Origin of the sequence: Kosakonia sp. YIM B13588 (genome assembly GCF_042788165.1) — a bacterium.
Classification (GTDB): Bacteria; Pseudomonadota; Gammaproteobacteria; order Enterobacterales; family Enterobacteriaceae; genus Kosakonia; species Kosakonia sacchari.
In genome coordinates, this window is sequence record NZ_JBHZPO010000007.1 from 239,813 (window position 1) to 261,628 (window position 21,816).

Genomic DNA, 21,816 nt, shown 5'->3' on the forward strand with positions numbered 1-21,816 from the left:
TTAACTTTTGTCAAATCAGATGATTAAAATTTAAAAGAATGTTGTTATCGTGATGGGGGTCACTGTTCTGCATAAAACCCGACAAACTATATGTAGGTTAATTGTAATGATTTTGTGAACGACCTATACTGCCGCCAGGTCTCCGGAATACCCCTGCAATCCCGAGCCACCCAGCGTTGTAACCTGTCGTTTAGCATCTGGAAGCTAATTTTTTGCATGACGAGCAGTTATAGAAAAGGACGCTGTCTGACCCGCACGCAGACCGGAGGAAGGAAACTATAAGAATAGCATGTGGGCGTTATTCATGATAAAAAATGTGAAAAAACAAAGACCTGTCAATCTGGATCTGACAACAATTCGGTTTCCTGTTACGGCTATAGCTTCCATTCTCCACCGCGTTTCCGGCGTCATTACTTTCGTGGCGGTTGGCATTCTGCTGTGGTTATTGGGCCTGTCGCTGTCATCCGAAGAGGGCTTCCTGACCGCCTCTGCCATCATGAGCAGCTTTTTCGTTAAATTCATTTTCTGGGGCATCCTGACAGCGCTGGCTTATCACGCTGTGGGCGGTATTCGCCATATGTTAATGGATTTTGGCTGGCTGGAAGAAACCTTCGAAGCAGGAAAGCGTTCCGCTAATCTCTCTTTTGCAATCACTGTCGTGCTTTCAATTCTCGCAGGAGTCCTCGTATGGTAAGCAACGCCTCCGCATTAGGACGCAACGGCGTACATGATTTTATTCTTGTCCGTGCTACTGCCATCGTCCTGACGTTATACATCATCTATATGGTCGGTTTTTTTGCCACACACGGCGATCTGACCTGGGTGGTGTGGACTGAGTTTTTCTCCTCCGCTTTCACGAAAGTCTTCACGCTGCTGGCGCTGTTTTCAATTCTGATCCATGCCTGGATTGGCATGTGGCAGGTGTTGACCGACTACGTTAAATCGCTGGCTGTGCGCCTGGTTCTGCAACTGGCTATCGTCATTGCACTTGCGGTTTACGTGATTTATGGATTCGTTGTGGTGTGGGGTGTGTAATGAAACTGCCAGTCAGAGAATTTGATGCTGTTGTCATTGGTGCCGGTGGCGCAGGTATGCGCGCGGCGCTGCAAATTTCCCAGAGCGGGCAAACCTGTGCGCTGCTCTCTAAAGTCTTTCCAACCCGTTCTCACACCGTATCTGCGCAAGGCGGCATTACCGTTGCGCTGGGTAATACCCATGAAGATAACTGGGAATGGCACATGTATGACACGGTAAAAGGTTCCGATTACATCGGTGACCAGGATGCCATTGAATATATGTGTAAAACCGGCCCGGAAGCGATTCTTGAGCTGGAACATATGGGGCTGCCGTTCTCCCGTCTGGATGATGGCCGTATCTATCAACGCCCGTTTGGCGGCCAGTCGAAAAACTTCGGCGGCGAGCAGGCGGCGCGCACGGCAGCCGCAGCGGACCGTACCGGTCATGCGCTGTTGCACACCCTTTATCAGCAAAACCTGAAAAACCACACGACGATTTTTTCCGAGTGGTACGCGCTGGATCTGGTGAAAAACCAGGATGGCGCAGTGGTAGGTTGTACCGCACTGTGTATTGAAACCGGTGAAGTGGTCTACTTCAAAGCGCGAGCAACCGTGCTGGCGACCGGCGGCGCAGGCCGTATTTACCAGTCCACCACCAACGCACATATCAATACCGGCGACGGCGTTGGCATGGCGCTGCGCGCAGGCGTACCGGTGCAGGATATGGAAATGTGGCAGTTCCACCCGACCGGTATTGCGGGCGCGGGCGTGCTGGTAACGGAAGGTTGCCGTGGGGAAGGCGGTTACCTGCTGAACAAACATGGCGAGCGCTTTATGGAGCGTTATGCGCCAAACGCCAAAGACCTGGCGGGTCGTGACGTGGTGGCTCGTTCCATCATGATTGAAATCCGTGAAGGTCGCGGCTGCGACGGCCCGTGGGGTCCGCACGCGAAACTGAAACTCGATCACCTGGGTAAAGAGGTGCTGGAATCGCGCCTGCCGGGGATCCTCGAACTGTCGCGCACCTTCGCGCATGTCGATCCGGTGAAAGAGCCGATCCCGGTCATCCCGACTTGCCACTATATGATGGGCGGTATTCCGACCAAAGTAACTGGCCAGGCGCTGACGGTGAACGAGAAGGGCGAAGATGTGGTCATTCCGGGTCTGTTCGCGGTAGGTGAAATTGCCTGCGTATCGGTACACGGCGCCAACCGTCTGGGCGGTAACTCGCTGCTGGATCTGGTGGTGTTTGGTCGTGCGGCAGGTCTGCATTTACAAGAATCGATCGCCGAGCAGGGCGCGCTGCGTGATGCCAGCGAGTCTGATGTTGAAGCGTCACTTGAGCGCCTCAACCGCTGGAACAACAACCGCAACGGCGAAGATCCGGTCACCATTCGTAAAGCGCTGCAAGAGTGTATGCAGCATAACTTCTCGGTCTTCCGTGAAGGTGATGCGATGGCGAAAGGGCTTGAGCAATTGAAAGTGATCCGCGAGCGTTTGAAAAACGCCCGTCTGGACGATACGTCCACCGAGTTTAACACCCAGCGCGTTGAGTGCCTGGAGCTGGATAACCTGATGGAAACCGCGTATGCAACGGCGGTCTCCGCAAACTTCCGTACTGAGAGCCGTGGCGCGCATAGCCGCTTCGACTATCCGGATCGTGACGACGCAAACTGGCTGTGCCATTCCCTGTATCTGCCAGAAACGGAGTCCATGACGCGTCGCAGCGTCAATATGGAGCCGAAACTGCGTCCGGCATTCCCGCCGAAGATTCGTACTTATTAATGCGGAGACAGGATTATGAAACTCGAATTTTCGATTTATCGCTATAACCCGGACGTTGATGACGCGCCGCGCATGCAGGATTACACCCTGGAAGGCGAAGAAGGGCGTGACATGATGCTGCTGGATGCGTTAATGCAGCTGAAAGAAAAAGATCCTACGCTGTCGTTCCGCCGCTCCTGCCGTGAAGGGGTGTGTGGTTCCGATGGTTTGAACATGAACGGTAAGAACGGTCTGGCGTGTATCACCCCGATTTCCGCACTCGGCAATGGCAAGCAGAAGATTGTGATCCGTCCTCTGCCCGGCCTGCCGGTGATCCGCGATTTGGTGGTGGACATGGGACAATTCTACGCCCAATATGAGAAGATTAAGCCTTACTTATTGAATAATGGGCAAAATCCGCCAGCAAGAGAGCACTTACAGTCACCTGACCAGCGTGAAAAACTCGACGGTCTCTATGAATGTATTCTCTGCGCCTGCTGCTCGACATCTTGCCCGTCGTTCTGGTGGAACCCGGACAAATTTATCGGTCCGGCCGGCCTGCTGGCGGCGTACCGTTTCCTGATCGACAGCCGCGATACGGAAACCGATAGCCGTCTGGAAGGTTTAAGCGATGCTTTCAGCGTATTCCGCTGCCACAGCATTATGAACTGCGTCAGTGTATGCCCGAAAGGGCTGAACCCGACGCGCGCTATTGGCCATATTAAGTCGATGTTGTTGCAACGAAGCGCATAAATGTCAGTGCCGGATGGCGCTGACGCGTATCCGGCCTACATTAATAGTGATGTTTTTTTTTGCCCGGTAGCGTTAGCGCCGCCGGGTAACAAGGAAGCAGGAAACCTTTAAAAACCGCCACAGTAGACATAATCGAGATGTCTGGTGCGAGACAAGGCGGCAACTGAGCGCATCGCTGGGAGCATAGTCAACTATGTGACCAGGGTAAGCAAAGGCAGCCAACGCAGTCGCAGCCCGGACAGCGAAGATTAGGCAGTTTTTAAAGGTTCCTTCGCGGGCCACCAAGAGCCCGCAAGTGAACCCTGGGACGTGCGCTAACGGGTGTACGTCGTAGTTATCCACGGCGAAGTAAGCATAACAATGCTTAAGGGATCACGATGCAGAACGGCGCAATGAAAGCCTGGCTGGACTCTTCTTACCTCTCTGGGTCTAACCAGAGCTGGATAGAACAGCTCTATGAAGACTTCTTAACCGATCCTGACTCGGTAGATGCAAACTGGCGATCTATGTTCCAGCAGTTACCGGGCACCGGAGTCAAACCGGATCAGTTCCACTCCAAAACACGTGATTATTTCCGTCAGCTGGCGAAAGATGCTTCACGTTACTCTTCCTCTATTTCCGACCCCGACACCAATGTGAAGCAGGTTAAAGTCCTGCAACTTATCAACGCATACCGTTTTCGTGGTCACCAACATGCGAACCTCGATCCGCTGGGATTGTGGCAGCAAGAAAGGGTTGCCGATCTCGATCCGGCTTACCACGATCTGACAGAAGCCGATTTCCAGAACAGCTTTAACGTGGGTTCTTTTGCGATTGGCAAAGACACCATGCCGCTGGGCGAATTGATTAACGCACTGAAAGAGACCTATTGCGGTTCGATCGGCGCGGAATATATGCATATCACCAGCACCGAAGAGAAACGCTGGATCCAGCAACGTATTGAGTCCGCAACGGGCAAGTCCAGCTTTAGCAGCGAAGAGAAAAAACGCTTCCTGGCTGAGTTGACGGCTGCAGAAGGTCTTGAACGCTATCTGGGCGCGAAATTCCCCGGTGCGAAACGCTTCTCGCTGGAAGGCGGTGATGCGCTGGTGCCGATGCTCAAAGAGATGATCCGCCACGCGGGCAAGAGCGGTACTCGCGAAGTGGTGCTGGGTATGGCGCACCGCGGACGTCTGAACGTACTGGTTAACGTGCTGGGTAAACAGCCGCAGGATCTGTTCGACGAATTCGCCGGTAAACATAAAGAACACCTTGGCACCGGCGACGTGAAATATCACATGGGCTTCTCGTCCGACGTGGAAACGGAAGGCGGCCTGGTTCACCTGGCGCTGGCGTTCAACCCGTCACACCTCGAGATTGTCAGCCCGGTGGTTATCGGTTCCGTTCGTGCGCGTCTTGACCGCCTTGACGAACCGAGCAGCAATAAAGTGCTGCCAATCACCATTCACGGCGACGCCGCCGTTGCGGGCCAGGGCGTGGTGCAGGAAACCCTGAACATGTCGAAAGCGCGCGGCTACGAAGTGGGTGGCACTGTACGTATCGTCATTAACAACCAGGTGGGCTTCACCACGTCGAACCCGCTGGATGCACGCTCCACGCCATACTGTACCGACATCGGAAAAATGGTGCAGGCACCGATTTTCCACGTCAATGCGGACGATCCGGAAGCGGTGGCGTTCGTCACTCGCCTGGCGCTCGACTTCCGTAATACCTTCAAACGCGATGTCTTTATCGACCTGGTGTGCTACCGCCGTCATGGCCACAACGAAGCCGACGAGCCGAGCGCAACCCAGCCGCTGATGTATCAGAAAATCAAAAAACACCCGACGCCGCGCAAAATCTACGCCGATCGCCTGGAGCAGGACAAAACCATTACGCTGGAAGATGCCACCGAAATGGTCAACCTGTACCGCGATGCGCTGGATGCGGGCGAGTGTGTGGTCGCCGAATGGCGTCCGATGAATATGCACTCCTTTACCTGGTCGCCGTACCTCAACCACGAGTGGGATGAGAGCTACCCGAACAAGGTAGAAATGAAGCGCTTGCAGGAGCTGGCAAAACGCATCAGTACGGTGCCGGAAGCCATCGAAATGCAGTCCCGCGTGGCGAAAATTTACGGCGACCGCCAGTTGATGGCGAGCGGCGAGAAATTGTTCGACTGGGGCGGCGCAGAAACGCTGGCGTATGCCACGCTGGTGGATGAAGGGATCCCGGTGCGTTTGTCCGGTGAAGACTCCGGCCGCGGCACCTTCTTCCATCGCCATGCGGTGATCCACAACCAGGCGAACGGTTCCACCTATACGCCGCTGAGCCATGTACACAATTCACAGGGGGCGTTCCGCGTATGGGACTCCGTGCTCTCTGAAGAAGCGGTACTGGCCTTTGAATATGGTTATGCCACGGCAGAGCCGCGCACGCTGACCATCTGGGAAGCGCAGTTCGGTGATTTCGCCAACGGCGCGCAAGTAGTTATCGACCAGTTCATCAGCTCCGGCGAGCAGAAATGGGGCCGTATGTGCGGCCTGGTGATGCTGCTGCCGCACGGCTATGAAGGGCAAGGCCCGGAGCACTCCTCCGCGCGTCTGGAGCGTTATCTGCAACTGTGTGCTGAACAAAATATGCAGGTTTGCGTGCCGTCTACGCCAGCACAGGTTTACCACATGCTGCGTCGCCAGGCACTGCGCGGTATGCGTCGCCCGCTGGTGGTGATGTCGCCGAAGTCGCTGCTGCGTCATCCGCAGGCGGTTTCCACGCTCGATGAGCTGGCGAACGGCACCTTTATGCCAGCGATTGGCGAAGTGGATGATCTTGATCCGCAAGGCGTTAAGCGCGTGATCCTGTGTTCTGGTAAGGTCTATTATGATCTGCTGGAACAGCGTCGTAAAAACGACCAGAAAGATGTCGCGATTGTGCGTATCGAACAGCTTTACCCGTTCCCGCACCAGTCGGTGCAGGAAGCGCTGAAACCTTACGCTCACGTACATGATTTTGTCTGGTGCCAGGAAGAGCCGCTTAACCAGGGCGCATGGTACTGCAGCCAGCATCATTTCCGTGATGTGATTCCGTTTGGGGCCGCTCTGCGTTATGCAGGTCGCCCGGCCTCCGCCTCTCCGGCGGTGGGATACCTGTCCGTTCACCAGAAACAGCAACAAGATCTGGTAAATGACGCGCTGAACGTCGATTAATTAAAGGATAAATAATGAGTAGCGTAGATATTCTTGTTCCCGATCTGCCCGAGTCCGTTGCTGACGCGACCGTTGCGACCTGGCACAAAAAACCAGGCGATAGCGTACGACGCGACGAAGTGTTGGTCGAAATCGAAACTGACAAAGTGGTACTGGAAGTACCGGCGTCGGCAGACGGTATTCTGGACGCGGTGCTGGAAGATGAAGGCACCACTGTGACTTCCCGTCAGATCCTGGGTCGCCTGAAAGAGGGCAACAGCGCTGGTAAAGAGAGCAGCGCCAAATCTGAAGAGAAAGAGTCCACGCCGGCACAGCGCCAGCAGGCTTCGCTCGAAGAGCAAAACAATGACGCACTGAGCCCGGCGATCCGTCGCTTGCTGGCTGAGCACAACCTTGAAGCCAGCGCTATCAAAGGCACGGGCGTTGGTGGTCGTATTACGCGTGAAGATGTTGAGAAACATCTGGCGAAAGCGCCAGCGAAAGAAGAGAAACCGGCTGCTGCTCCGGCGAGCGCCCCGGTGGCACCGCTGGCTGGTCGCACTGAAAAACGTGTGCCGATGACCCGTCTGCGCAAACGCGTTGCTGAGCGTCTACTGGAAGCGAAAAACTCTACCGCCATGCTGACCACGTTCAACGAAGTCAACATGAAGCCGATTATGGATCTGCGTAAGCAGTACGGAGACGCGTTTGAAAAACGTCACGGTATCCGCCTGGGCTTTATGTCTTTCTACGTGAAAGCCGTGGTTGAAGCGCTGAAACGCTACCCGGAAGTGAACGCGTCCATCGATGGCGATGACGTGGTTTATCACAACTATTTTGATGTCAGCATGGCGGTTTCCACGCCACGTGGTCTGGTAACACCGGTGCTGCGCGATGTCGATACGCTGGGCATGGCTGATATCGAGAAGAAAATCAAAGAGCTGGCGGTTAAAGGCCGTGACGGCAAACTGACCGTTGACGATCTGACCGGCGGTAACTTCACCATCACCAACGGCGGGGTGTTCGGTTCGCTGATGTCTACACCGATCATCAACCCGCCGCAGAGCGCGATCCTCGGCATGCACGCCATTAAAGATCGCCCGATGGCGGTTGATGGCAAGGTCGAGATCCTGCCGATGATGTACCTGGCGCTCTCTTACGACCACCGTCTGATTGACGGTCGCGAATCCGTTGGTTTCCTGGTAGCCATCAAAGAGCTGCTGGAAGACCCGACTCGTTTGCTGCTGGACGTCTAGTGTCCTTAGCCCGGCGACGTCCGTTGCCGGGCCACTATAACGAACACCTGCTTTGTAGGCCGTCATCCGGCGTGACAAATTAAATGAAGGATGGATAGAACACATGAACTTACACGAGTATCAGGCGAAACAACTGTTTGCCCGGTCAGGTCTGCCGACTCCGGTTGGTTACGCCTGTACTACCCCGCGTGAAGCTGAAGAAGCGGCATCCAAAATCGGCGCAGGCCCGTGGGTGGTAAAATGCCAGGTCCATGCAGGCGGCCGTGGTAAAGCGGGCGGCGTAAAAGTCGTCAACAGCAAAGAAGATATTCGCGCCTTCGCGGAAAACTGGCTGGGCAAACGCCTGGTGACCTACCAAACAGACGCGAACGGCCAGCCGGTAAACCAGATCCTGGTTGAAGCGGCGACCGATATCGACAAAGAGCTGTATCTGGGCGCGGTGGTTGACCGTAGCTCTCGCCGTGTCGTGTTCATGGCCTCCACCGAAGGTGGTGTGGAAATCGAGAAAGTGGCGGAAGAGACCCCGCACCTGATCCACAAAACCACCATCGACCCGCTGACCGGCCCGATGCCGTATCAGGGACGCGACCTGGCGTTTAAACTGGGCCTGGAAGGCAAGCAGGTTCAGCAATTCACCAAAATTTTCATGGGCCTTGCGACCATTTTCCTTGAGCGCGATCTGGCGCTGATTGAAATCAACCCGCTGGTTATCACCAAACAGGGCGACCTGATCTGCCTCGACGGCAAACTGGGCGCTGATGGCAACGCCCTGTTCCGCCAGCCGGAACTGCGCGAAATGCGTGACCAGTCGCAGGAAGATCCGCGCGAAGCGCAGGCAGCACACTGGGAACTGAACTATGTTGCGCTGGATGGCAACATCGGTTGTATGGTCAACGGCGCAGGTCTGGCGATGGGCACCATGGACATCGTGAAACTGCACGGTGGCGAACCGGCAAACTTCCTGGATGTGGGCGGCGGTGCGACCAAAGAGCGCGTGACCGAAGCGTTCAAAATTATCCTTTCCGATGAGAACGTGAAAGCGGTACTGGTTAACATCTTCGGCGGTATCGTGCGTTGCGACCTGATCGCTGACGGTATCATCGGCGCGGTAGAAGAAGTGGGTGTTAACGTACCGGTGGTTGTGCGTCTGGAAGGTAACAATGCTGAACTGGGCGCGAAACGCCTGGCGGACAGCGGCCTGAATATTATTGCAGCGAAAAGTCTGACGGATGCAGCACAGCAGGTTGTTGCCGCAGTGGAGGGGAAATAATGTCTGTTTTGATTGATAAGAACACCAAAGTTATCTGCCAGGGCTTCACCGGAAGCCAGGGGACTTTCCACTCCGAGCAGGCAATTGCCTATGGTACGCAGATGGTTGGCGGCGTTACGCCGGGCAAAGGCGGCACCACGCACCTCGGTCTGCCGGTATTTAACACCGTGCGCGAAGCGGTTGAAGCAACTGGCGCGACGGCTACCGTTATCTATGTTCCGGCACCGTTCTGCAAAGACTCGATCCTCGAAGCCATCGATGCGGGCATTAAACTGATTATCACCATTACTGAAGGTATTCCGACGCTGGATATGCTGACGGTGAAAGTGAAGCTGGACGAAGCTGGCGTGCGCATGATTGGCCCGAACTGCCCAGGTGTTATCACCCCAGGCGAGTGCAAAATCGGTATCATGCCCGGCCACATTCATCAGCCTGGTAAAGTGGGTATTGTTTCCCGTTCCGGTACGCTGACCTATGAAGCGGTTAAGCAGACCACGGATTACGGTTTCGGCCAGTCCACCTGTGTGGGCATCGGCGGTGACCCGATCCCGGGTTCAAACTTTATCGATATCTTGAAACTGTTCCAGGAAGACCCGCAGACCGAAGCGATTGTCATGATCGGTGAGATCGGCGGCAGCGCGGAAGAAGAAGCGGCGGCGTATATCAAAGATCACGTGACCAAACCGGTGGTGGGTTATATCGCTGGCGTGACCGCGCCAAAAGGCAAACGTATGGGCCACGCTGGCGCCATTATTGCCGGTGGTAAAGGCACCGCGGATGAGAAATTCGCTGCTCTGGAAGCGGCGGGCGTGAAAACCGTTCGCAGCCTGGCCGACATTGGCGAAGCGCTGAAATCTGTTATTAAATAAAACCTCATTGCTCCTCCATGTAGGGGAGCAAGTATCCTTTCGACATGGTTGGCCGCTCCCGTAGCGGCCTTTTTTATGGCTGCAGTTTACGTACCTGCGTGTTTGCCGCACTCAGGATACGCCCGTCTGCCGCCTGCGGTTGCATCGGCGCAATGGCTTCGCCGTTTTGGCTATCAATCAACACGGAATGCGGCTCGTTCGGCGCGAAAAGATGCTGTTCGCCCCACTGGCGTAGCGCCACGACGACCGGAAACAACGACTCGCCTCTGTTGGTCAGCACATATTCCTGATACGCCGTACCGTCTGATGCAGGCTGCGTGGTGAAAATTCCCGCTTCCACCAGTTTGCGTAGCCTGTCGGTAAGAATGTTACGCGCCATGCCAAGACCACGCTGAAAATCGCCAAAACGGCGCACGCCATCAAAAGCGTCTCGCACGATAAGGAGTGCCCAGCGATCGCCAATCAAATCGACAGAACGCGCGACGGGGCAAGGTTGAGTATTCAGTGGCACGGTGAATCTCCGGTTTAGTATTCTGGTTGCATTTTAAAACTGGATTATCTACGCTTCAACTGGTTTTATTTTGCAACCAGGATCGAAATATGAATAAAAACATACAGGCAACGCCGCGCGGTGTCATCGCACTGTTTGCGGTAGCCAGTGGTTTATGTGTGGCGAATGTCTATTACGCGCAGCCGTTGCTGGATGCACTGGCGCAGAGTTTTGCTATCAGCCAGGCGGCTGTCGGCGGCGTGGTGACGGCCACACAAGTGGGATCGGCGCTGGCCTTATTGTTATTGGTGCCATTGGGCGATGTTGTTGAGCGACGCCGGTTATTGTTGGTGCAATTGCTGGCGCTGGTGGTTGTGCTCGCCGTTGTCGCGCTGGCGCAATCGGCTGCGATATTGCTTGTCGGCATGCTGGCGACAGGGTTACTGGGCACGGCGATGACACAAGGATTGATAGCCAGTGCGGCCAGCATCGCTAACGAACAGGAACGGGGCAGGGTAGTGGGCGCGGCGCAAGGCGGCGTTTTTATCGGCCTGCTGTTAGCACGAGTTTTTGCCGGTGTGATTAGCGATTTAGCGGGTTGGCGCGCGGTTTATGGCGTCTCGGCATCGCTGATGCTGGTGTTATTGCTGCTGCTCTGGCGGCGGTTACCTGTGATGAGCAGCACGATGATTTCTGTCAGTTGGTTACGTTTGATGGGCTCAATGCTGGGGCTGTTACGCACGGATCGCGTACTGCAAGTCCGCGGCGTATTGGCGTTGTTGATGTTTGCCGCTTTTAACATTTTCTGGAGCGCAATGGTGCTGCCGTTAAGCGCGGCACCGTTTGGTTTATCCCATACGGCAATTGGCTTGTTTGCCCTGGCCGGTGTTGCGGGCGCGCTGGTGGCGGCAAAAGCCGGGCGCGAAGCGGATCGCGGCAATGCGCAGCGCACAAGTTTGCTGGCTCTTTTTTTGTTGCTGCTAGCCTGGTGGCCGCTGTCACAGCTACAACACTCTCTGGTGTTGTTTATTCTCGGCATTGTTTTGCTCGATCTTGGCGGTCAGGCGCTACATGTCACCAATCAGAGCCTGATTTTGCGTACCGACGCATCGCAGCACGGCAGACTGGTGGCGTTGTATATGCTGTTTTACGCCCTCGGCAGCGGGTTGGGTGCTATGGCAACGACGGCAGTTTATGCTGTTTTCGGCTGGCAGGGCGTTTGCTTGCTTGGCGCAGCAGTGACGTTGTTGGCGCTTATCGTCTGGGTCGCGACCCGGCGCTGGATGCTTCTCAGTAATAACCTATAAAATAAAAGGGTATTAGCGTGCAGGAAATATAATGAATAATCACTGCGCGGTGTTAAGTATGATAATCGGCGAAGTGAAATAATTGTAAAATAAACAAGCTAATCACCCATTTTAATTTTACGCCCCCCTTTAGATGTAACGAGTGTCTCATTTTTTAGATGAATGCTAAACGTTAAATAAAGTCGCCATTATTTATCGTTACTCGCCGATTGATAACCATTGATGGTGTTAAAATGAACATGCTGTTAACAATGTTTTTACTGCGGTTATACACCGGATGCAAAATTAACAATGCTGAATAAAATTGATTTAAATCAATATTTAAAAGCTTGGAAAAGATGCTGAAAATCGTTAAATTGTCGCCGATCAAATTGGTGCAAAAGTGGTAAATTCACTATAAATTGATCACTGTCGAAAAACGTAAAACTAACTCAATAAAAACCTTTTTATTGTAAGGGTTTTACGGAGTAATATATGCGTGAGATCAATTCGAGTTTTTTATTAACCTGGTTGTAACTTTTTTCATTCATTGTCACGCTTTATGTGATGTGAATAAAACAGTGCAGCAATTTTGTATTGGGGCATGCGTGTGAACCTTCGCTAACGGGGTTTACTCTCGGAGTCTTCATGCGATGAGCAAGGAGTCATAATGTTAGATATAGTCGAACTGTCGCGCTTACAGTTTGCCTTGACCGCGATGTACCACTTTCTGTTTGTGCCACTGACGCTCGGTATGGCGTTTTTGCTGGCAATTATGGAAACGGTCTACGTCCTCTCCGGCAAACAGATTTATAAAGATATGACCAAGTTCTGGGGCAAGTTGTTTGGTATCAACTTCGCACTGGGCGTGGCTACCGGTCTGACGATGGAGTTCCAGTTCGGGACTAACTGGTCTTACTATTCCCATTATGTTGGGGATATCTTCGGTGCGCCGCTGGCCATTGAAGGTCTGATGGCCTTCTTCCTCGAGTCTACGTTTGTAGGTCTGTTTTTCTTCGGTTGGGATCGTCTGGGCAAAGTACAGCACATGGCAGTGACCTGGCTGGTGGCTCTTGGCTCCAACTTGTCCGCACTGTGGATTCTGGTCGCAAACGGCTGGATGCAAAACCCGATTGCTTCTGATTTCAACTTTGAAACCATGCGCATGGAGATGGTGAGCTTCGCTGAGCTGGTGCTTAACCCGGTTGCACAGGTGAAATTCGTTCACACTGTGGCGTCTGGTTATACTTGTGGCGCGATCTTTATCCTTGGCATCAGCTCCTACTACCTGCTGCGCGGGCGCGACATCGCCTTTGCTAAACGCTCTTTTGCTATCGCTGCCAGCTTCGGTATGGCTGCGGTGCTGTCTGTCATTGTGCTGGGTGATGAATCCGGCTACGAAATGGGCGACGTGCAAAAAACCAAACTGGCTGCGATTGAAGCCGAATGGGAAACTCAGCCTGCACCGGCGGCGTTTACCCTGTTTGGCGTGCCGGACCAGGATAAGCAAGAGAACAAATTTGCTATTCAGATCCCATACGCGCTGGGCATCATCGCGACCCGTTCTGTTGATACGCCAGTCATTGGTCTTAAAGATCTGATGGTGCAGCACGAAGAGCGCATCCGTAACGGTATGAAAGCGTATCAGTTGCTGGAGCAACTGCGCGCAGGCTCTACCGATCAGGCCATTCGTGACCAGTTCAATAACATCAAAAAAGATCTTGGTTATGGCCTGCTGCTGAAACGCTATACGCCGAACGTGGCAGACGCGACAGAAGCGCAGATCAAGCAAGCGACCAAAGATTCCATCCCACGCGTTGCGCCGCTGTACTTCGCGTTCCGCTTGATGGTCGCTGCTGGCGTGCTGATGCTGCTGATTATCGGTGCCTCTTTCTGGACCGTGATTCGTAACCGCATCGGTGAGAAAAAATGGCTGCTGCGCGCTGCGCTGTATGGCATCCCGCTGCCGTGGATTGCTATTGAAGCAGGCTGGTTTGTTGCAGAGTACGGCCGTCAGCCGTGGGCGATTGGTGAAGTGCTGCCGACCGCAGTTGCGAACTCATCGCTGACCGTTGGCGATCTGCTGTTCTCCATGATTCTGATTTGCGGCCTTTATACGCTGTTTATGGTGGCGGAAGTGTTCCTGATGTTCAAATTTGCTCGCCTTGGGCCGAGCAGTCTGAAAACAGGTCGCTATCACTACGAGCAGTCCACCGTGGCTTCTCAGCCGGCACGCTAAGACAGGAGTCGTCAAATGATTGATTATGAAATATTACGTTTTATCTGGTGGCTGCTGGTTGGCATTCTGCTGATTGGTTTTGCGGTCACCGACGGCTTCGACATGGGCGTGGGTATGCTGACCCGCGTGCTGGGTCGTAGCGACACCGAACGCCGCGTGATGATTAACTCCATCGCGCCGCACTGGGACGGTAACCAGGTTTGGCTGATCACCGCTGGTGGCGCGCTGTTTGCCGCCTGGCCGATGGTTTACGCTGCCGCGTTCTCCGGTTTTTATGTGGCGATGATCCTGGTGCTCGCTTCACTGTTCTTTCGTCCGGTTGGTTTTGACTACCGCTCGAAGATTGAAGATATGCGCTGGCGCGGCATGTGGGACTGGGGCATCTTCATCGGCAGCTTCGTTCCGCCGTTGGTGATTGGTGTGGCATTCGGCAACCTGTTGCAGGGCGTGCCGTTCCATCTCGATAATGATATGCGCCTGTTCTACACCGGTAACTTCTTCCAGTTACTGAACCCGTTTGGTCTGTTGGCCGGCGTGGTGAGCGTGGCGATGATCCTGACCCAGGGCGCGACGTACCTGCAAATGCGTACCGTTGGCGAACTGCATCTGCGTGCTCGTGCCACGGTGCAGATTGCTGCGCTGGTTACGCTGGTTTGCTTCGCACTGGCTGGCGTGTGGGTGGTTTACGGTATCGACGGTTACGTGGTGACTTCCGTTATGGATCATCATGCCGCGTCTAACCCGTTGACCAAAGAAGTAGCGGTACAGGCGGGTGCCTGGCTGACTAACTTCAACAACATGCCTGTGCTGTGGCTGGTGCCGGCGCTGGGCGTGGTGTTGCCACTGCTGACCGTGCTGACGGCGCGTCTGGATAAAGCCGCGTGGGCGTTCGTGTTCTCTTCACTGACGCTGGCGTGCATCATCCTGACTGCTGGTATCGCGATGTTCCCGTTCATCATGCCGTCAAGCACTATGCTGAAAGCAAGCCTGACCATGTGGGATGCAACATCGACTCAGTTGACGCTGAACCTAATGACGTATGTGGCGCTGGTCTTCGTGCCGATCATTTTGCTGTACACCACCTGGTGTTACTGGAAAATGTTTGGTCGCATCACCAAAGAGCACATTGAAAGCAATACCCACTCTATGTACTAAGTAAGGAGCAGAATATGTGGTATTTCGCATGGATTTTAGGAACGCTTCTTGCCTGTGCTTTCGGAGTGATTACCGCGCTGGCGCTGGAACACGTTGAAGCGACCAAAGCCGGGAAAGAAGAACACTGATGGATAAAATTATCGCAAAACTGTATGCGGTAATGGATAAGGGCCCGTTAAGGGCCCTTTCCTTAATCATGGCATTACTGCTGGCGGGCTGTATCTTCTGGGATCCCTCCCGTTTCGCGGCCAAAACCAGCGAGCTGGAGATTTGGCACGGGCTGTTATTAATGTGGGCGGTGTGTGCCGGTGTTGTTCACGGTGTTGGCTTTCGCCCGCGCGCAATTCATTGGCAGGGTTTTTTCTGTCCGCCAGTTGCTTTTCTGGTCATGCTTGCGGGGCTTGTTTTTTTCTTCTTTTGAATAAGAAATATCCGCTATCCTCATGGGCTTGCAAAAGCCCATAAATTTTTACTCTCCGTTTACCTCAACCCATTCCAAAGCATCTTGCCCGCGCGTATAGTAGCGAAGTTTAAAAGCTCTAACTTTTTTTGCATTACCGGGATGTAAAGTGAATACAACGCTGTTTCGATGGCCGGTTCGGGTCTATTACGAGGATACCGATGCCGGTGGCATGGTTTACCACGCCAGCTACGTTGCTTTTTATGAAAGAGCCCGCACTGAGATGCTGCGCCACCATCACTTTAGCCAACAGGTTTTGTTGGCTGAGCGCGTTGCATTCGTGGTACGCAAAATGACGCTGGAGTATTTTGCACCCGCCAGACTCGACGACATGCTCGAAGTCCAAACGGAAGTTACATCAATGCGCGGAACCTCGATGGTTTTCTCGCAGCGGATTGTCAACGCAGAGAATAAAGTGCTGAACGAAGCTGAAGTGCTGATTGTCTGTGTTGATCCACTCTTAATGAAGCCTCGTGCGCTTCCCAAGTCTATTGTCGCGGAGTTTAAGCAGTGACTGACATGAACATCCTTGATTTGTTCCTGAAGGCTAGCCTTCTGGTCAAACTTATCATGTTGATTTTGATTGGTTTTTCTATCGCATCCTGGGCAATCATCATCCAGAGAACGCGCATCCTCAACGCAGCAGGGCGCGAAGCGGAAGCCTTCGAAGACAAGTTTTGGTCCGGCATCGAACTGTCTCGTTTGTATCAGGAAAGCCAGGGACGCCGCGATAATCTAAGCGGCTCAGAACAAATCTTTTATAGCGGTTTCAAAGAGTTTGCCCGCCTGCACCGCGCTAACAGCCATGCGCCAGAAGCAATTGTTGAAGGGGCATCAAGGGCGATGCGTATTTCGATGAACCGCGAGCTGGAAACGCTGGAAAACCATATTCCTTTCCTTGGTACCGTGGGTTCTATCAGTCCCTATATCGGCCTGTTCGGTACGGTATGGGGGATCATGCACGCCTTTATCGCGCTGGGCGCGGTGAAGCAGGCGACGTTGCAAATGGTTGCGCCAGGCATCGCCGAAGCGTTGATCGCAACAGCTATCGGTCTGTTTGCTGCCATTCCAGCGGTTATGGCTTACAACCGACTGAACCAGCGCGTGAACAAACTGGAACTGAATTACGACAACTTTATGGAAGAGTTCACGGCTATTCTGCATCGCCAGGCATTTGCCAGCAGCGACAGCAACAAGGAGTAAGCCATGGCCAGATCGCGTGGACGGGGCCGTCGTGACCTCAAGTCTGAAATCAACATCGTACCGTTGCTGGACGTGTTGTTGGTGCTGCTGCTGATCTTTATGGCGACGGCACCGATCATTACGCAAAGCGTAGAGGTTGATCTGCCGGATGCGACACAGTCGCAAACCGTCAGCACCAATGACGATCCTCCGGTCATTATTGAGGTTTCCGGTGTCGGACAGTACAGCGTGGTGGTGGAAAAAGATCGTATGGATCAACTGCCGCCGGAGCAGGTGATTGCGGAGGCGCAGCGTCGCCTGCAATCCAATCCGAAAACCGTGTTCTTAATCGGCGGGGCGAAAGATGTGCCGTACGATGAAATCATTAAAGCGCTGAACCTGTTACATAGCGCGGGTGTGAAATCAGTCGGCTTGATGACGCAGCCTATCTGATCACCGGCTTAACAGGCGGACAGTTTTTGGGAACCGAGAGTGTCAAAGGCAACCGTACAAAACGACAAGCTTAAGCGAGCAATAATCATTTCAGCTGTGCTGCACGTAATCCTTGTGGCGCTGCTGATCTGGAGCTCGTTTGATGAGCATATTGATGCTTCTTCAGGCGGTGGCGGTGGCTCTGCGATTGATGCGGTGATGGTCGATCCGGGCGCTGTGGTGGAAAATTACAATCGCCAACAGCAGCAGCAAGCCAGTGCGCAGCGCGCTAAAGAGCAGCGTGAAAAACAGGCGCAACAGCAAGCGGAAGAGCTGCGTGAAAAGCAGGCTGCCGAACAGGAGCATTTAAAACAGCTGGAGCAGGAGCGTTTGCAGGCGCAGGAAGCGGCGCGCGAACAGGCTGAGCAGCAGAAAAAAGCGGAAGAGGCGGCAAAACAGGCTCAACAGCAGCAGAAACAAGCTGAAGAGGCTGCCGCGAAAGCCGCAGCTGACGCAAAAGCAAAAGCGGACGCGCAGGCAAAAGCAGCGGAAGAAGCGGCGAAGAAAGCCGCTGCTGACGCACAGAAAAAAGCGGAAGCCGAAGCCGCTAAAGCTGCCGCAGACGCACAGAAAAAAGCCGAAGCAGAAGCGGCGAAAGCGGCTGCCGATGCGAAGAAAAAAGCGGAAGCCGACGCTGCGAAGAAAGCGCAGGCTGAAGCGGCTAAACAAGCCGCCGCAGAAAAAGCGGCAGCGGAGAAAGCCGCAGCAGCCGAGAAGGCCGCCGCTGAAAAAGCTGCTGCCGAGAAAGCAGCGGCTGAAAAAGCTGCTGCCGAGAAAGCAGCGGCTGAAAAAGCGGCCGCAGAGAAGAAAGCCGCAGCGGCAAAAGCGGCAGCCGACAAAAAAGCGGCTGCAGAGAAGGCCGCAGCAGCCAAGAAAGCCGCTGCGGAGAAAGCTGATGCCGCTGGCGTTGACGATCTGTTTGGCGATTTAAGCTCCGGTAAGAATGCACCGAAAACGGGTGGTGGAGCGAAAGGGAATGGTCAGCCAGCAAAAGATTCGGGACAATCTGGTGCGAAGGGTGGTGCAACTGGTACGGATATTAGTGCGTACGCCAAACAAATCCAGGTCGCGATTGAAAGCCGTCTTTACGGATCAGATTTGTACCGTGGTAAGTCTTGCGTTCTGCATATTAATCTCGGACCGGATGGAACGCTGCGTGATATTACTTCGGAAGGTGGCGATCCTGCCTTATGTCAGGCTGCATTGACGGCTGCTAAAACGGCCAGAATTCCTAAACCGCCAAGCCAGGCTGTTTATGAACAAGTAAAAGATGCCAAATTAGACTTCAAACTGTAATGGTCTTTCCTTTACAAGGGTAGATCAGCAGCTACGGTTGACATTGAGCATTGGTAGTATGGTCTATTGAGTTTGTTAAAATTCTGCTAAATTATCGCGGGTTTTCCGCCCGGATAAGGGAGATATGATGAAGCAGGCATTACGTGTTGCATTTGGTTTTCTAATGCTGTGGGCGGCTGTGCTGCACGCAGAAGTACGTATCGAGATCACCCAGGGGGTGGACTCGGCACGCCCGATCGGCGTCGTGCCTTTCCAGTGGGCTGGCCCTGGCGCTGCGCCTGAGGATGCTGGCGGTATCGTTGCTGCGGATCTGCGCAACAGCGGCAAATTCAATCCACTCGATCGTTCACGTCTGCCGCAGCAGCCTGGCAGCGCTCAGGAAGTGCAGCCAGCCGCATGGTCAGCACTGGGCATTGACGCAGTGGTTGTCGGCCAGGTGACCCCGAATCCTGACGGCAGCTACAATGTTGCTTATCAGCTGGTGGATACCGGTGGTGCACCGGGAACCGTACTGGCGCAGAACTCCTTTAAAGTGAATAAACAGTGGCTGCGTTACGCCGCTCACGCTGCCAGTGACGAAGTATTCCAGAAACTGACCGGCATTAAAGGCGCGTTCCGTACTCGTATCGCTTACGTTGTGCAGACGGCTAACAGCCAGTTCCCGTATGAACTGCGCGTTTCTGACTATGATGGTTACAACCAGTTCCTGGTGCATAAATCTCCGCAGCCGTTGATGTCTCCGGCATGGTCACCAGACGGCTCCAAACTGGCGTACGTGACGTTTGAGAGCGGTCGTTCTGCACTGGTTATCCAAACACTCGCTAACGGCAGTGTTCGTCAGGTTGCTTCGTTCCCGCGTCACAACGGCGCGCCGGCGTTCTCACCGGATGGTTCTAAACTGGCGTTCGCACTGTCGAAAACCGGTAGCCTGAACATTTACGTCATGGACATCGGCTCTGGCCAGATCCGCCAGGTCACCGATGGCCGCAGCAACAACACGGAACCGACCTGGTTCCCGGATAGCCAGACTCTGGCTTTCACCTCTGACCAGGCTGGGCGTCCGCAGGTTTATAAAGTAGGTATTAATGGCGGCGCAGCGCAGCGTATCTCCTGGCAGGGTTCGCAGAACCAGGATGCGGATATCAGCAGCGACGGCAAATTTATGGTGATGGTTAGCTCTGACGGTGGTCAGCAGCACATCGCTAAACAAGATCTGGAAGCGGGTGGCGTACAGGTTCTGACGTCAACGTTCCTGGATGAAACGCCAAGTCTGGCACCTAACGGCACAATGGTAATCTACAGCTCTTCTCAGGGGATGGGATCCGTGCTGAATCTGGTTTCTACAGATGGGCGTTTCAAAGCGCGTATTCCGGCGACTGATGGACAGGTTAAATTCCCTGCCTGGTCTCCGTATCTGTAATAATAAATAATTGATTATAAAGGAATCAAAGAAATGCAACTGAATAAAGTGCTGAAAGGCCTGATGCTGGCTCTGCCTGTAATGGCGATCGCTGCATGTTCTTCTCACAAGAATGCAAGCGACCAGAGCGGCGAAGGCATGATGGGTGCTGGCACTGGCATGAACGGTAGTGGCAACATGTCCTCCGAAGAACAAGCGCGTCTGCAAATGCAACAACTGCAGCAGAACAACATTGTTTACTTCGATCTGGACAAGTATGACATCCGTTCTGACTTCGCAGCGATGCTGGATGCTCACGCTAACTTCCTGCGTAGCAACCCGTCCTACAAAGTCACCGTAGAAGGTCACGCTGACGAACGTGGTACTCCGGAATACAACATTTCCCTGGGCGAACGTCGTGCTAACGCCGTTAAAATGTACCTGCAGGGTAAAGGCGTTTCCGCTGACCAGATCTCCATCGTTTCTTACGGTAAAGAAAAACCTGCAGTACTGGGTCACGACGAAGCGGCTTACGCTAAAAACCGTCGCGCCGTACTGGTTTACTAAGAGAATTGCATGAGCAGTAACTTCAGACATCATCTGTTGAGTCTGTCGTTACTGGTTGGCATAGCGGCCCCCTGGGCCGCTAATGCTCAGGCGCCAATCAGTAGTGTCGGCTCAGGCTCGGTCGAAGACCGTGTCACTCAACTCGAGCGTATTTCCAATGCTCACAGCCAGCTTTTAACTCAACTCCAGCAACAACTCTCCGATAATCAGGCCGATATTGATACGCTTCGTGGGCAAATCCAGGAAAATCAGTATCAACTGAACCAGGTGGTTGAACGCCAACAGCAAATTTTGCAGCAGATAGGCAATCTTAGCAGTGGCGGTGCGGCGGGGCAGACGCAGCAGACGTCCGGCGATCAGAGCGGTGCGGCAACGCAGACTCCGGCAGCGGATTCTGGTGCCAACACGGGGGCGGCAAACACTGGCGCGCCCGTACAAAGCGGTGATGCCAATACCGATTACAATGCAGCGGTTGCGCTGGTGCAGGATAAATCCCACCAGGATGAAGCGATCGCCGCATTCCAGAATTTCGTCAAAAAGTATCCTGATTCAACCTACATACCGAATGCCAACTACTGGCTCGGTCAGTTGAATTACAACAAGGGTAAAAAAGACGACGCTGCTTATTATTTTGCTTCTGTTGTGAAAAATTTCCCAAAGTCGCCTAAAGCGCCAGACGCTATGTACAAAGTCGGTGTGATTATGCAAGACAAAGGAGATACAGCAAAAGCGAAGGCGGTTTACCAGCAGGTGGTCAGTAAATACCCTGGTACCGAAGGCGCGAAACAAGCGCAAAAACGTCTTGGTTCGATGTAATGCATAGCACATGACCAGAAATCGAGCTTTTTCTGGTCTTGTCGCATGAATCATAAGCAGTTAAGTGATATTCATCGAAATTGTTGTTGCGCTCAATTCTTAAATCAGTAATATATGCCGCCGTTGCCAAGGGATATCACACAACCAGAAGCAGCGCAAAAGTGGGTCGTTAGCTCAGTTGGTAGAGCAGTTGACTTTTAATCAATTGGTCGCAGGTTCGAATCCTGCACGACCCACCACTTAAAGTAGTATCCAGCGCAGTATCGGGTGATTAGCTCAGCTGGGAGAGCACCTCCCTTACAAGGAGGGGGTCGGCGGTTCGATCCCGTCATCACCCACCAC

Annotated in this window: 21 protein-coding genes and 2 tRNA genes; 22 read left to right on the top strand and 1 reads right to left on the bottom strand. The window is 53.7% G+C overall.

Annotated elements, in window-relative coordinates:
• Positions 1-289 precede the first annotated feature (289 nt).
• From sdhC to sucD, 8 genes are all read left to right on the top strand, one after another.
• Entirely contained in the window at positions 290-694 is a 405-nt protein-coding gene (gene sdhC, locus ACFX4U_RS14385; RefSeq protein WP_017455937.1) for a succinate dehydrogenase cytochrome b556 subunit, read from the top strand.
• Positions 688-1,035 (top strand): succinate dehydrogenase membrane anchor subunit, encoded by a 348-nt coding sequence (gene sdhD / locus ACFX4U_RS14390; protein ID WP_017455938.1) that lies wholly within the window; start codon positions 688-690, stop codon positions 1,033-1,035. Before sdhC ends, sdhD begins: the two co-directional genes overlap by 7 nt.
• Complete coding sequence (gene sdhA / locus ACFX4U_RS14395) at positions 1,035-2,801, top strand: succinate dehydrogenase flavoprotein subunit (protein ID WP_017455939.1); 1,767 nt, start codon at positions 1,035-1,037, stop codon at positions 2,799-2,801. Before sdhD ends, sdhA begins: the two co-directional genes overlap by 1 nt.
• 15 nt (positions 2,802-2,816) lie before the next feature.
• Positions 2,817-3,533, top strand: a complete 717-nt coding sequence (gene sdhB / locus ACFX4U_RS14400; RefSeq protein ID WP_305736723.1) for a succinate dehydrogenase iron-sulfur subunit SdhB — start codon at positions 2,817-2,819, stop codon at positions 3,531-3,533.
• A gap of 377 nt (positions 3,534-3,910) precedes the next feature.
• Positions 3,911-6,718: a 2-oxoglutarate dehydrogenase E1 component gene (sucA, locus tag ACFX4U_RS14405; RefSeq protein WP_200551606.1), complete on the top strand. Its 2,808-nt coding sequence runs from the start codon at positions 3,911-3,913 to the stop codon at positions 6,716-6,718.
• Between the two features lie 14 nt (positions 6,719-6,732).
• Entirely contained in the window at positions 6,733-7,953 is a 1,221-nt protein-coding gene (gene odhB / locus ACFX4U_RS14410; RefSeq protein ID WP_305736722.1) for a 2-oxoglutarate dehydrogenase complex dihydrolipoyllysine-residue succinyltransferase, read from the top strand.
• Positions 7,954-8,056: 103 nt separating this feature from the next.
• Positions 8,057-9,223: an ADP-forming succinate--CoA ligase subunit beta gene (sucC, locus tag ACFX4U_RS14415; protein ID WP_017455943.1), complete on the top strand. Its 1,167-nt coding sequence runs from the start codon at positions 8,057-8,059 to the stop codon at positions 9,221-9,223.
• Positions 9,223-10,092, top strand: coding sequence for a succinate--CoA ligase subunit alpha (sucD, locus tag ACFX4U_RS14420; RefSeq protein ID WP_017455944.1), 870 nt, complete (start codon positions 9,223-9,225; stop codon positions 10,090-10,092). The genes sucC and sucD overlap by 1 nt, the downstream gene beginning before the upstream one ends.
• 73 nt (positions 10,093-10,165) lie before the next feature.
• Here the strand turns inward: sucD and ACFX4U_RS14425 are convergent, their stop codons facing one another.
• Positions 10,166-10,603: a helix-turn-helix domain-containing protein gene (locus ACFX4U_RS14425; RefSeq protein WP_313510563.1), complete on the bottom strand. Its 438-nt coding sequence runs from the start codon at positions 10,601-10,603 to the stop codon at positions 10,166-10,168.
• Between the two features lie 89 nt (positions 10,604-10,692).
• Between ACFX4U_RS14425 and ACFX4U_RS14430 the strand changes: the two genes are divergently transcribed.
• The 14 genes from ACFX4U_RS14430 (at position 10,693) to ACFX4U_RS14495 (ending at position 21,815) form a co-directional block, all read left to right on the top strand.
• Positions 10,693-11,889 carry an MFS transporter gene (locus ACFX4U_RS14430; protein WP_313510560.1) on the top strand — a complete coding sequence of 399 codons (1,197 nt, stop codon included), beginning with the start codon at positions 10,693-10,695 and terminating at the stop codon, positions 11,887-11,889.
• A gap of 649 nt (positions 11,890-12,538) precedes the next feature.
• Entirely contained in the window at positions 12,539-14,107 is a 1,569-nt protein-coding gene (gene cydA, locus ACFX4U_RS14435) for a cytochrome ubiquinol oxidase subunit I (RefSeq protein WP_017455947.1), read from the top strand.
• A 15-nt stretch (positions 14,108-14,122) separates the two neighbouring features.
• Entirely contained in the window at positions 14,123-15,262 is a 1,140-nt protein-coding gene (gene cydB / locus ACFX4U_RS14440) for a cytochrome d ubiquinol oxidase subunit II (protein WP_017455948.1), read from the top strand.
• A gap of 14 nt (positions 15,263-15,276) precedes the next feature.
• Entirely contained in the window at positions 15,277-15,390 is a 114-nt protein-coding gene (cydX, locus tag ACFX4U_RS14445) for a cytochrome bd-I oxidase subunit CydX (RefSeq protein WP_004100325.1), read from the top strand.
• On the top strand, positions 15,390-15,683 hold the full coding sequence (gene ybgE / locus ACFX4U_RS14450; RefSeq protein WP_017455949.1) for a cyd operon protein YbgE: 294 nt from the start codon (positions 15,390-15,392) through the stop codon (positions 15,681-15,683). Before cydX ends, ybgE begins: the two co-directional genes overlap by 1 nt.
• A 148-nt stretch (positions 15,684-15,831) precedes the next feature.
• Positions 15,832-16,236 (top strand): tol-pal system-associated acyl-CoA thioesterase, encoded by a 405-nt coding sequence (gene ybgC, locus ACFX4U_RS14455; protein ID WP_017455950.1) that lies wholly within the window; start codon positions 15,832-15,834, stop codon positions 16,234-16,236.
• Positions 16,233-16,925, top strand: a complete 693-nt coding sequence (gene tolQ / locus ACFX4U_RS14460; protein WP_017455951.1) for a Tol-Pal system protein TolQ — start codon at positions 16,233-16,235, stop codon at positions 16,923-16,925. The genes ybgC and tolQ overlap by 4 nt, the downstream gene beginning before the upstream one ends.
• A gap of 3 nt (positions 16,926-16,928) precedes the next feature.
• Positions 16,929-17,357, top strand: coding sequence for a colicin uptake protein TolR (tolR, locus tag ACFX4U_RS14465; RefSeq protein WP_017455952.1), 429 nt, complete (start codon positions 16,929-16,931; stop codon positions 17,355-17,357).
• Positions 17,358-17,396: 39 nt separating this feature from the next.
• Positions 17,397-18,692 carry a cell envelope integrity protein TolA gene (gene tolA, locus ACFX4U_RS14470; protein WP_313510554.1) on the top strand — a complete coding sequence of 432 codons (1,296 nt, stop codon included), beginning with the start codon at positions 17,397-17,399 and terminating at the stop codon, positions 18,690-18,692.
• Between the two features lie 127 nt (positions 18,693-18,819).
• A complete protein-coding gene (tolB, locus tag ACFX4U_RS14475) occupies positions 18,820-20,112 on the top strand; it encodes a Tol-Pal system beta propeller repeat protein TolB (RefSeq protein ID WP_086871609.1) in 1,293 nt (430 codons plus the stop codon).
• A 33-nt stretch (positions 20,113-20,145) separates the two neighbouring features.
• The gene (gene pal, locus ACFX4U_RS14480; RefSeq protein WP_017455955.1) at positions 20,146-20,658 is read left to right on the top strand and encodes a peptidoglycan-associated lipoprotein Pal; all 513 of its coding nucleotides are present in this window, start codon (positions 20,146-20,148) and stop codon (positions 20,656-20,658) included.
• Between the two features lie 9 nt (positions 20,659-20,667).
• The gene (cpoB, locus tag ACFX4U_RS14485; RefSeq protein WP_305736718.1) at positions 20,668-21,474 is read left to right on the top strand and encodes a cell division protein CpoB; all 807 of its coding nucleotides are present in this window, start codon (positions 20,668-20,670) and stop codon (positions 21,472-21,474) included.
• A 163-nt stretch (positions 21,475-21,637) separates the two neighbouring features.
• A tRNA-Lys gene (locus tag ACFX4U_RS14490) sits at positions 21,638-21,713 on the top strand.
• 26 nt (positions 21,714-21,739) lie between these two features.
• Positions 21,740-21,815, top strand: a tRNA-Val gene (locus ACFX4U_RS14495).
• Position 21,816 lies beyond the last annotated feature (1 nt).

Excerpts from the sequence above, each read along its gene's own strand:
- pal (WP_017455955.1), top strand. The coding sequence starts at position 20,146 with ATGCAACTGAATAAAGTGCTGAAAGGCCTGATGCTGGCTCTGCCTGTA.
- tolR (WP_017455952.1), top strand. The coding sequence starts at position 16,929 with ATGGCCAGATCGCGTGGACGGGGCCGTCGTGACCTCAAGTCTGAAATC.
- sdhD (WP_017455938.1), top strand. The coding sequence starts at position 688 with ATGGTAAGCAACGCCTCCGCATTAGGACGCAACGGCGTACATGATTTT.
- cydB (WP_017455948.1), top strand. The coding sequence starts at position 14,123 with ATGATTGATTATGAAATATTACGTTTTATCTGGTGGCTGCTGGTTGGC.
- ybgE (WP_017455949.1), top strand. The coding sequence starts at position 15,390 with ATGGATAAAATTATCGCAAAACTGTATGCGGTAATGGATAAGGGCCCG.
- sucD (WP_017455944.1), top strand. The coding sequence starts at position 9,223 with ATGTCTGTTTTGATTGATAAGAACACCAAAGTTATCTGCCAGGGCTTC.
- cydA (WP_017455947.1), top strand. The coding sequence starts at position 12,539 with ATGTTAGATATAGTCGAACTGTCGCGCTTACAGTTTGCCTTGACCGCG.
- sdhA (WP_017455939.1), top strand. The coding sequence starts at position 1,035 with ATGAAACTGCCAGTCAGAGAATTTGATGCTGTTGTCATTGGTGCCGGT.
- sdhC (WP_017455937.1), top strand. The coding sequence starts at position 290 with ATGTGGGCGTTATTCATGATAAAAAATGTGAAAAAACAAAGACCTGTC.
- cpoB (WP_305736718.1), top strand. The coding sequence starts at position 20,668 with ATGAGCAGTAACTTCAGACATCATCTGTTGAGTCTGTCGTTACTGGTT.
- ACFX4U_RS14430 (WP_313510560.1), top strand. The coding sequence starts at position 10,693 with ATGAATAAAAACATACAGGCAACGCCGCGCGGTGTCATCGCACTGTTT.
- sdhB (WP_305736723.1), top strand. The coding sequence starts at position 2,817 with ATGAAACTCGAATTTTCGATTTATCGCTATAACCCGGACGTTGATGAC.
- cydX (WP_004100325.1), top strand. The coding sequence starts at position 15,277 with ATGTGGTATTTCGCATGGATTTTAGGAACGCTTCTTGCCTGTGCTTTC.
- sucC (WP_017455943.1), top strand. The coding sequence starts at position 8,057 with ATGAACTTACACGAGTATCAGGCGAAACAACTGTTTGCCCGGTCAGGT.
- sucA (WP_200551606.1), top strand. The coding sequence starts at position 3,911 with ATGCAGAACGGCGCAATGAAAGCCTGGCTGGACTCTTCTTACCTCTCT.
- tolB (WP_086871609.1), top strand. The coding sequence starts at position 18,820 with ATGAAGCAGGCATTACGTGTTGCATTTGGTTTTCTAATGCTGTGGGCG.
- odhB (WP_305736722.1), top strand. The coding sequence starts at position 6,733 with ATGAGTAGCGTAGATATTCTTGTTCCCGATCTGCCCGAGTCCGTTGCT.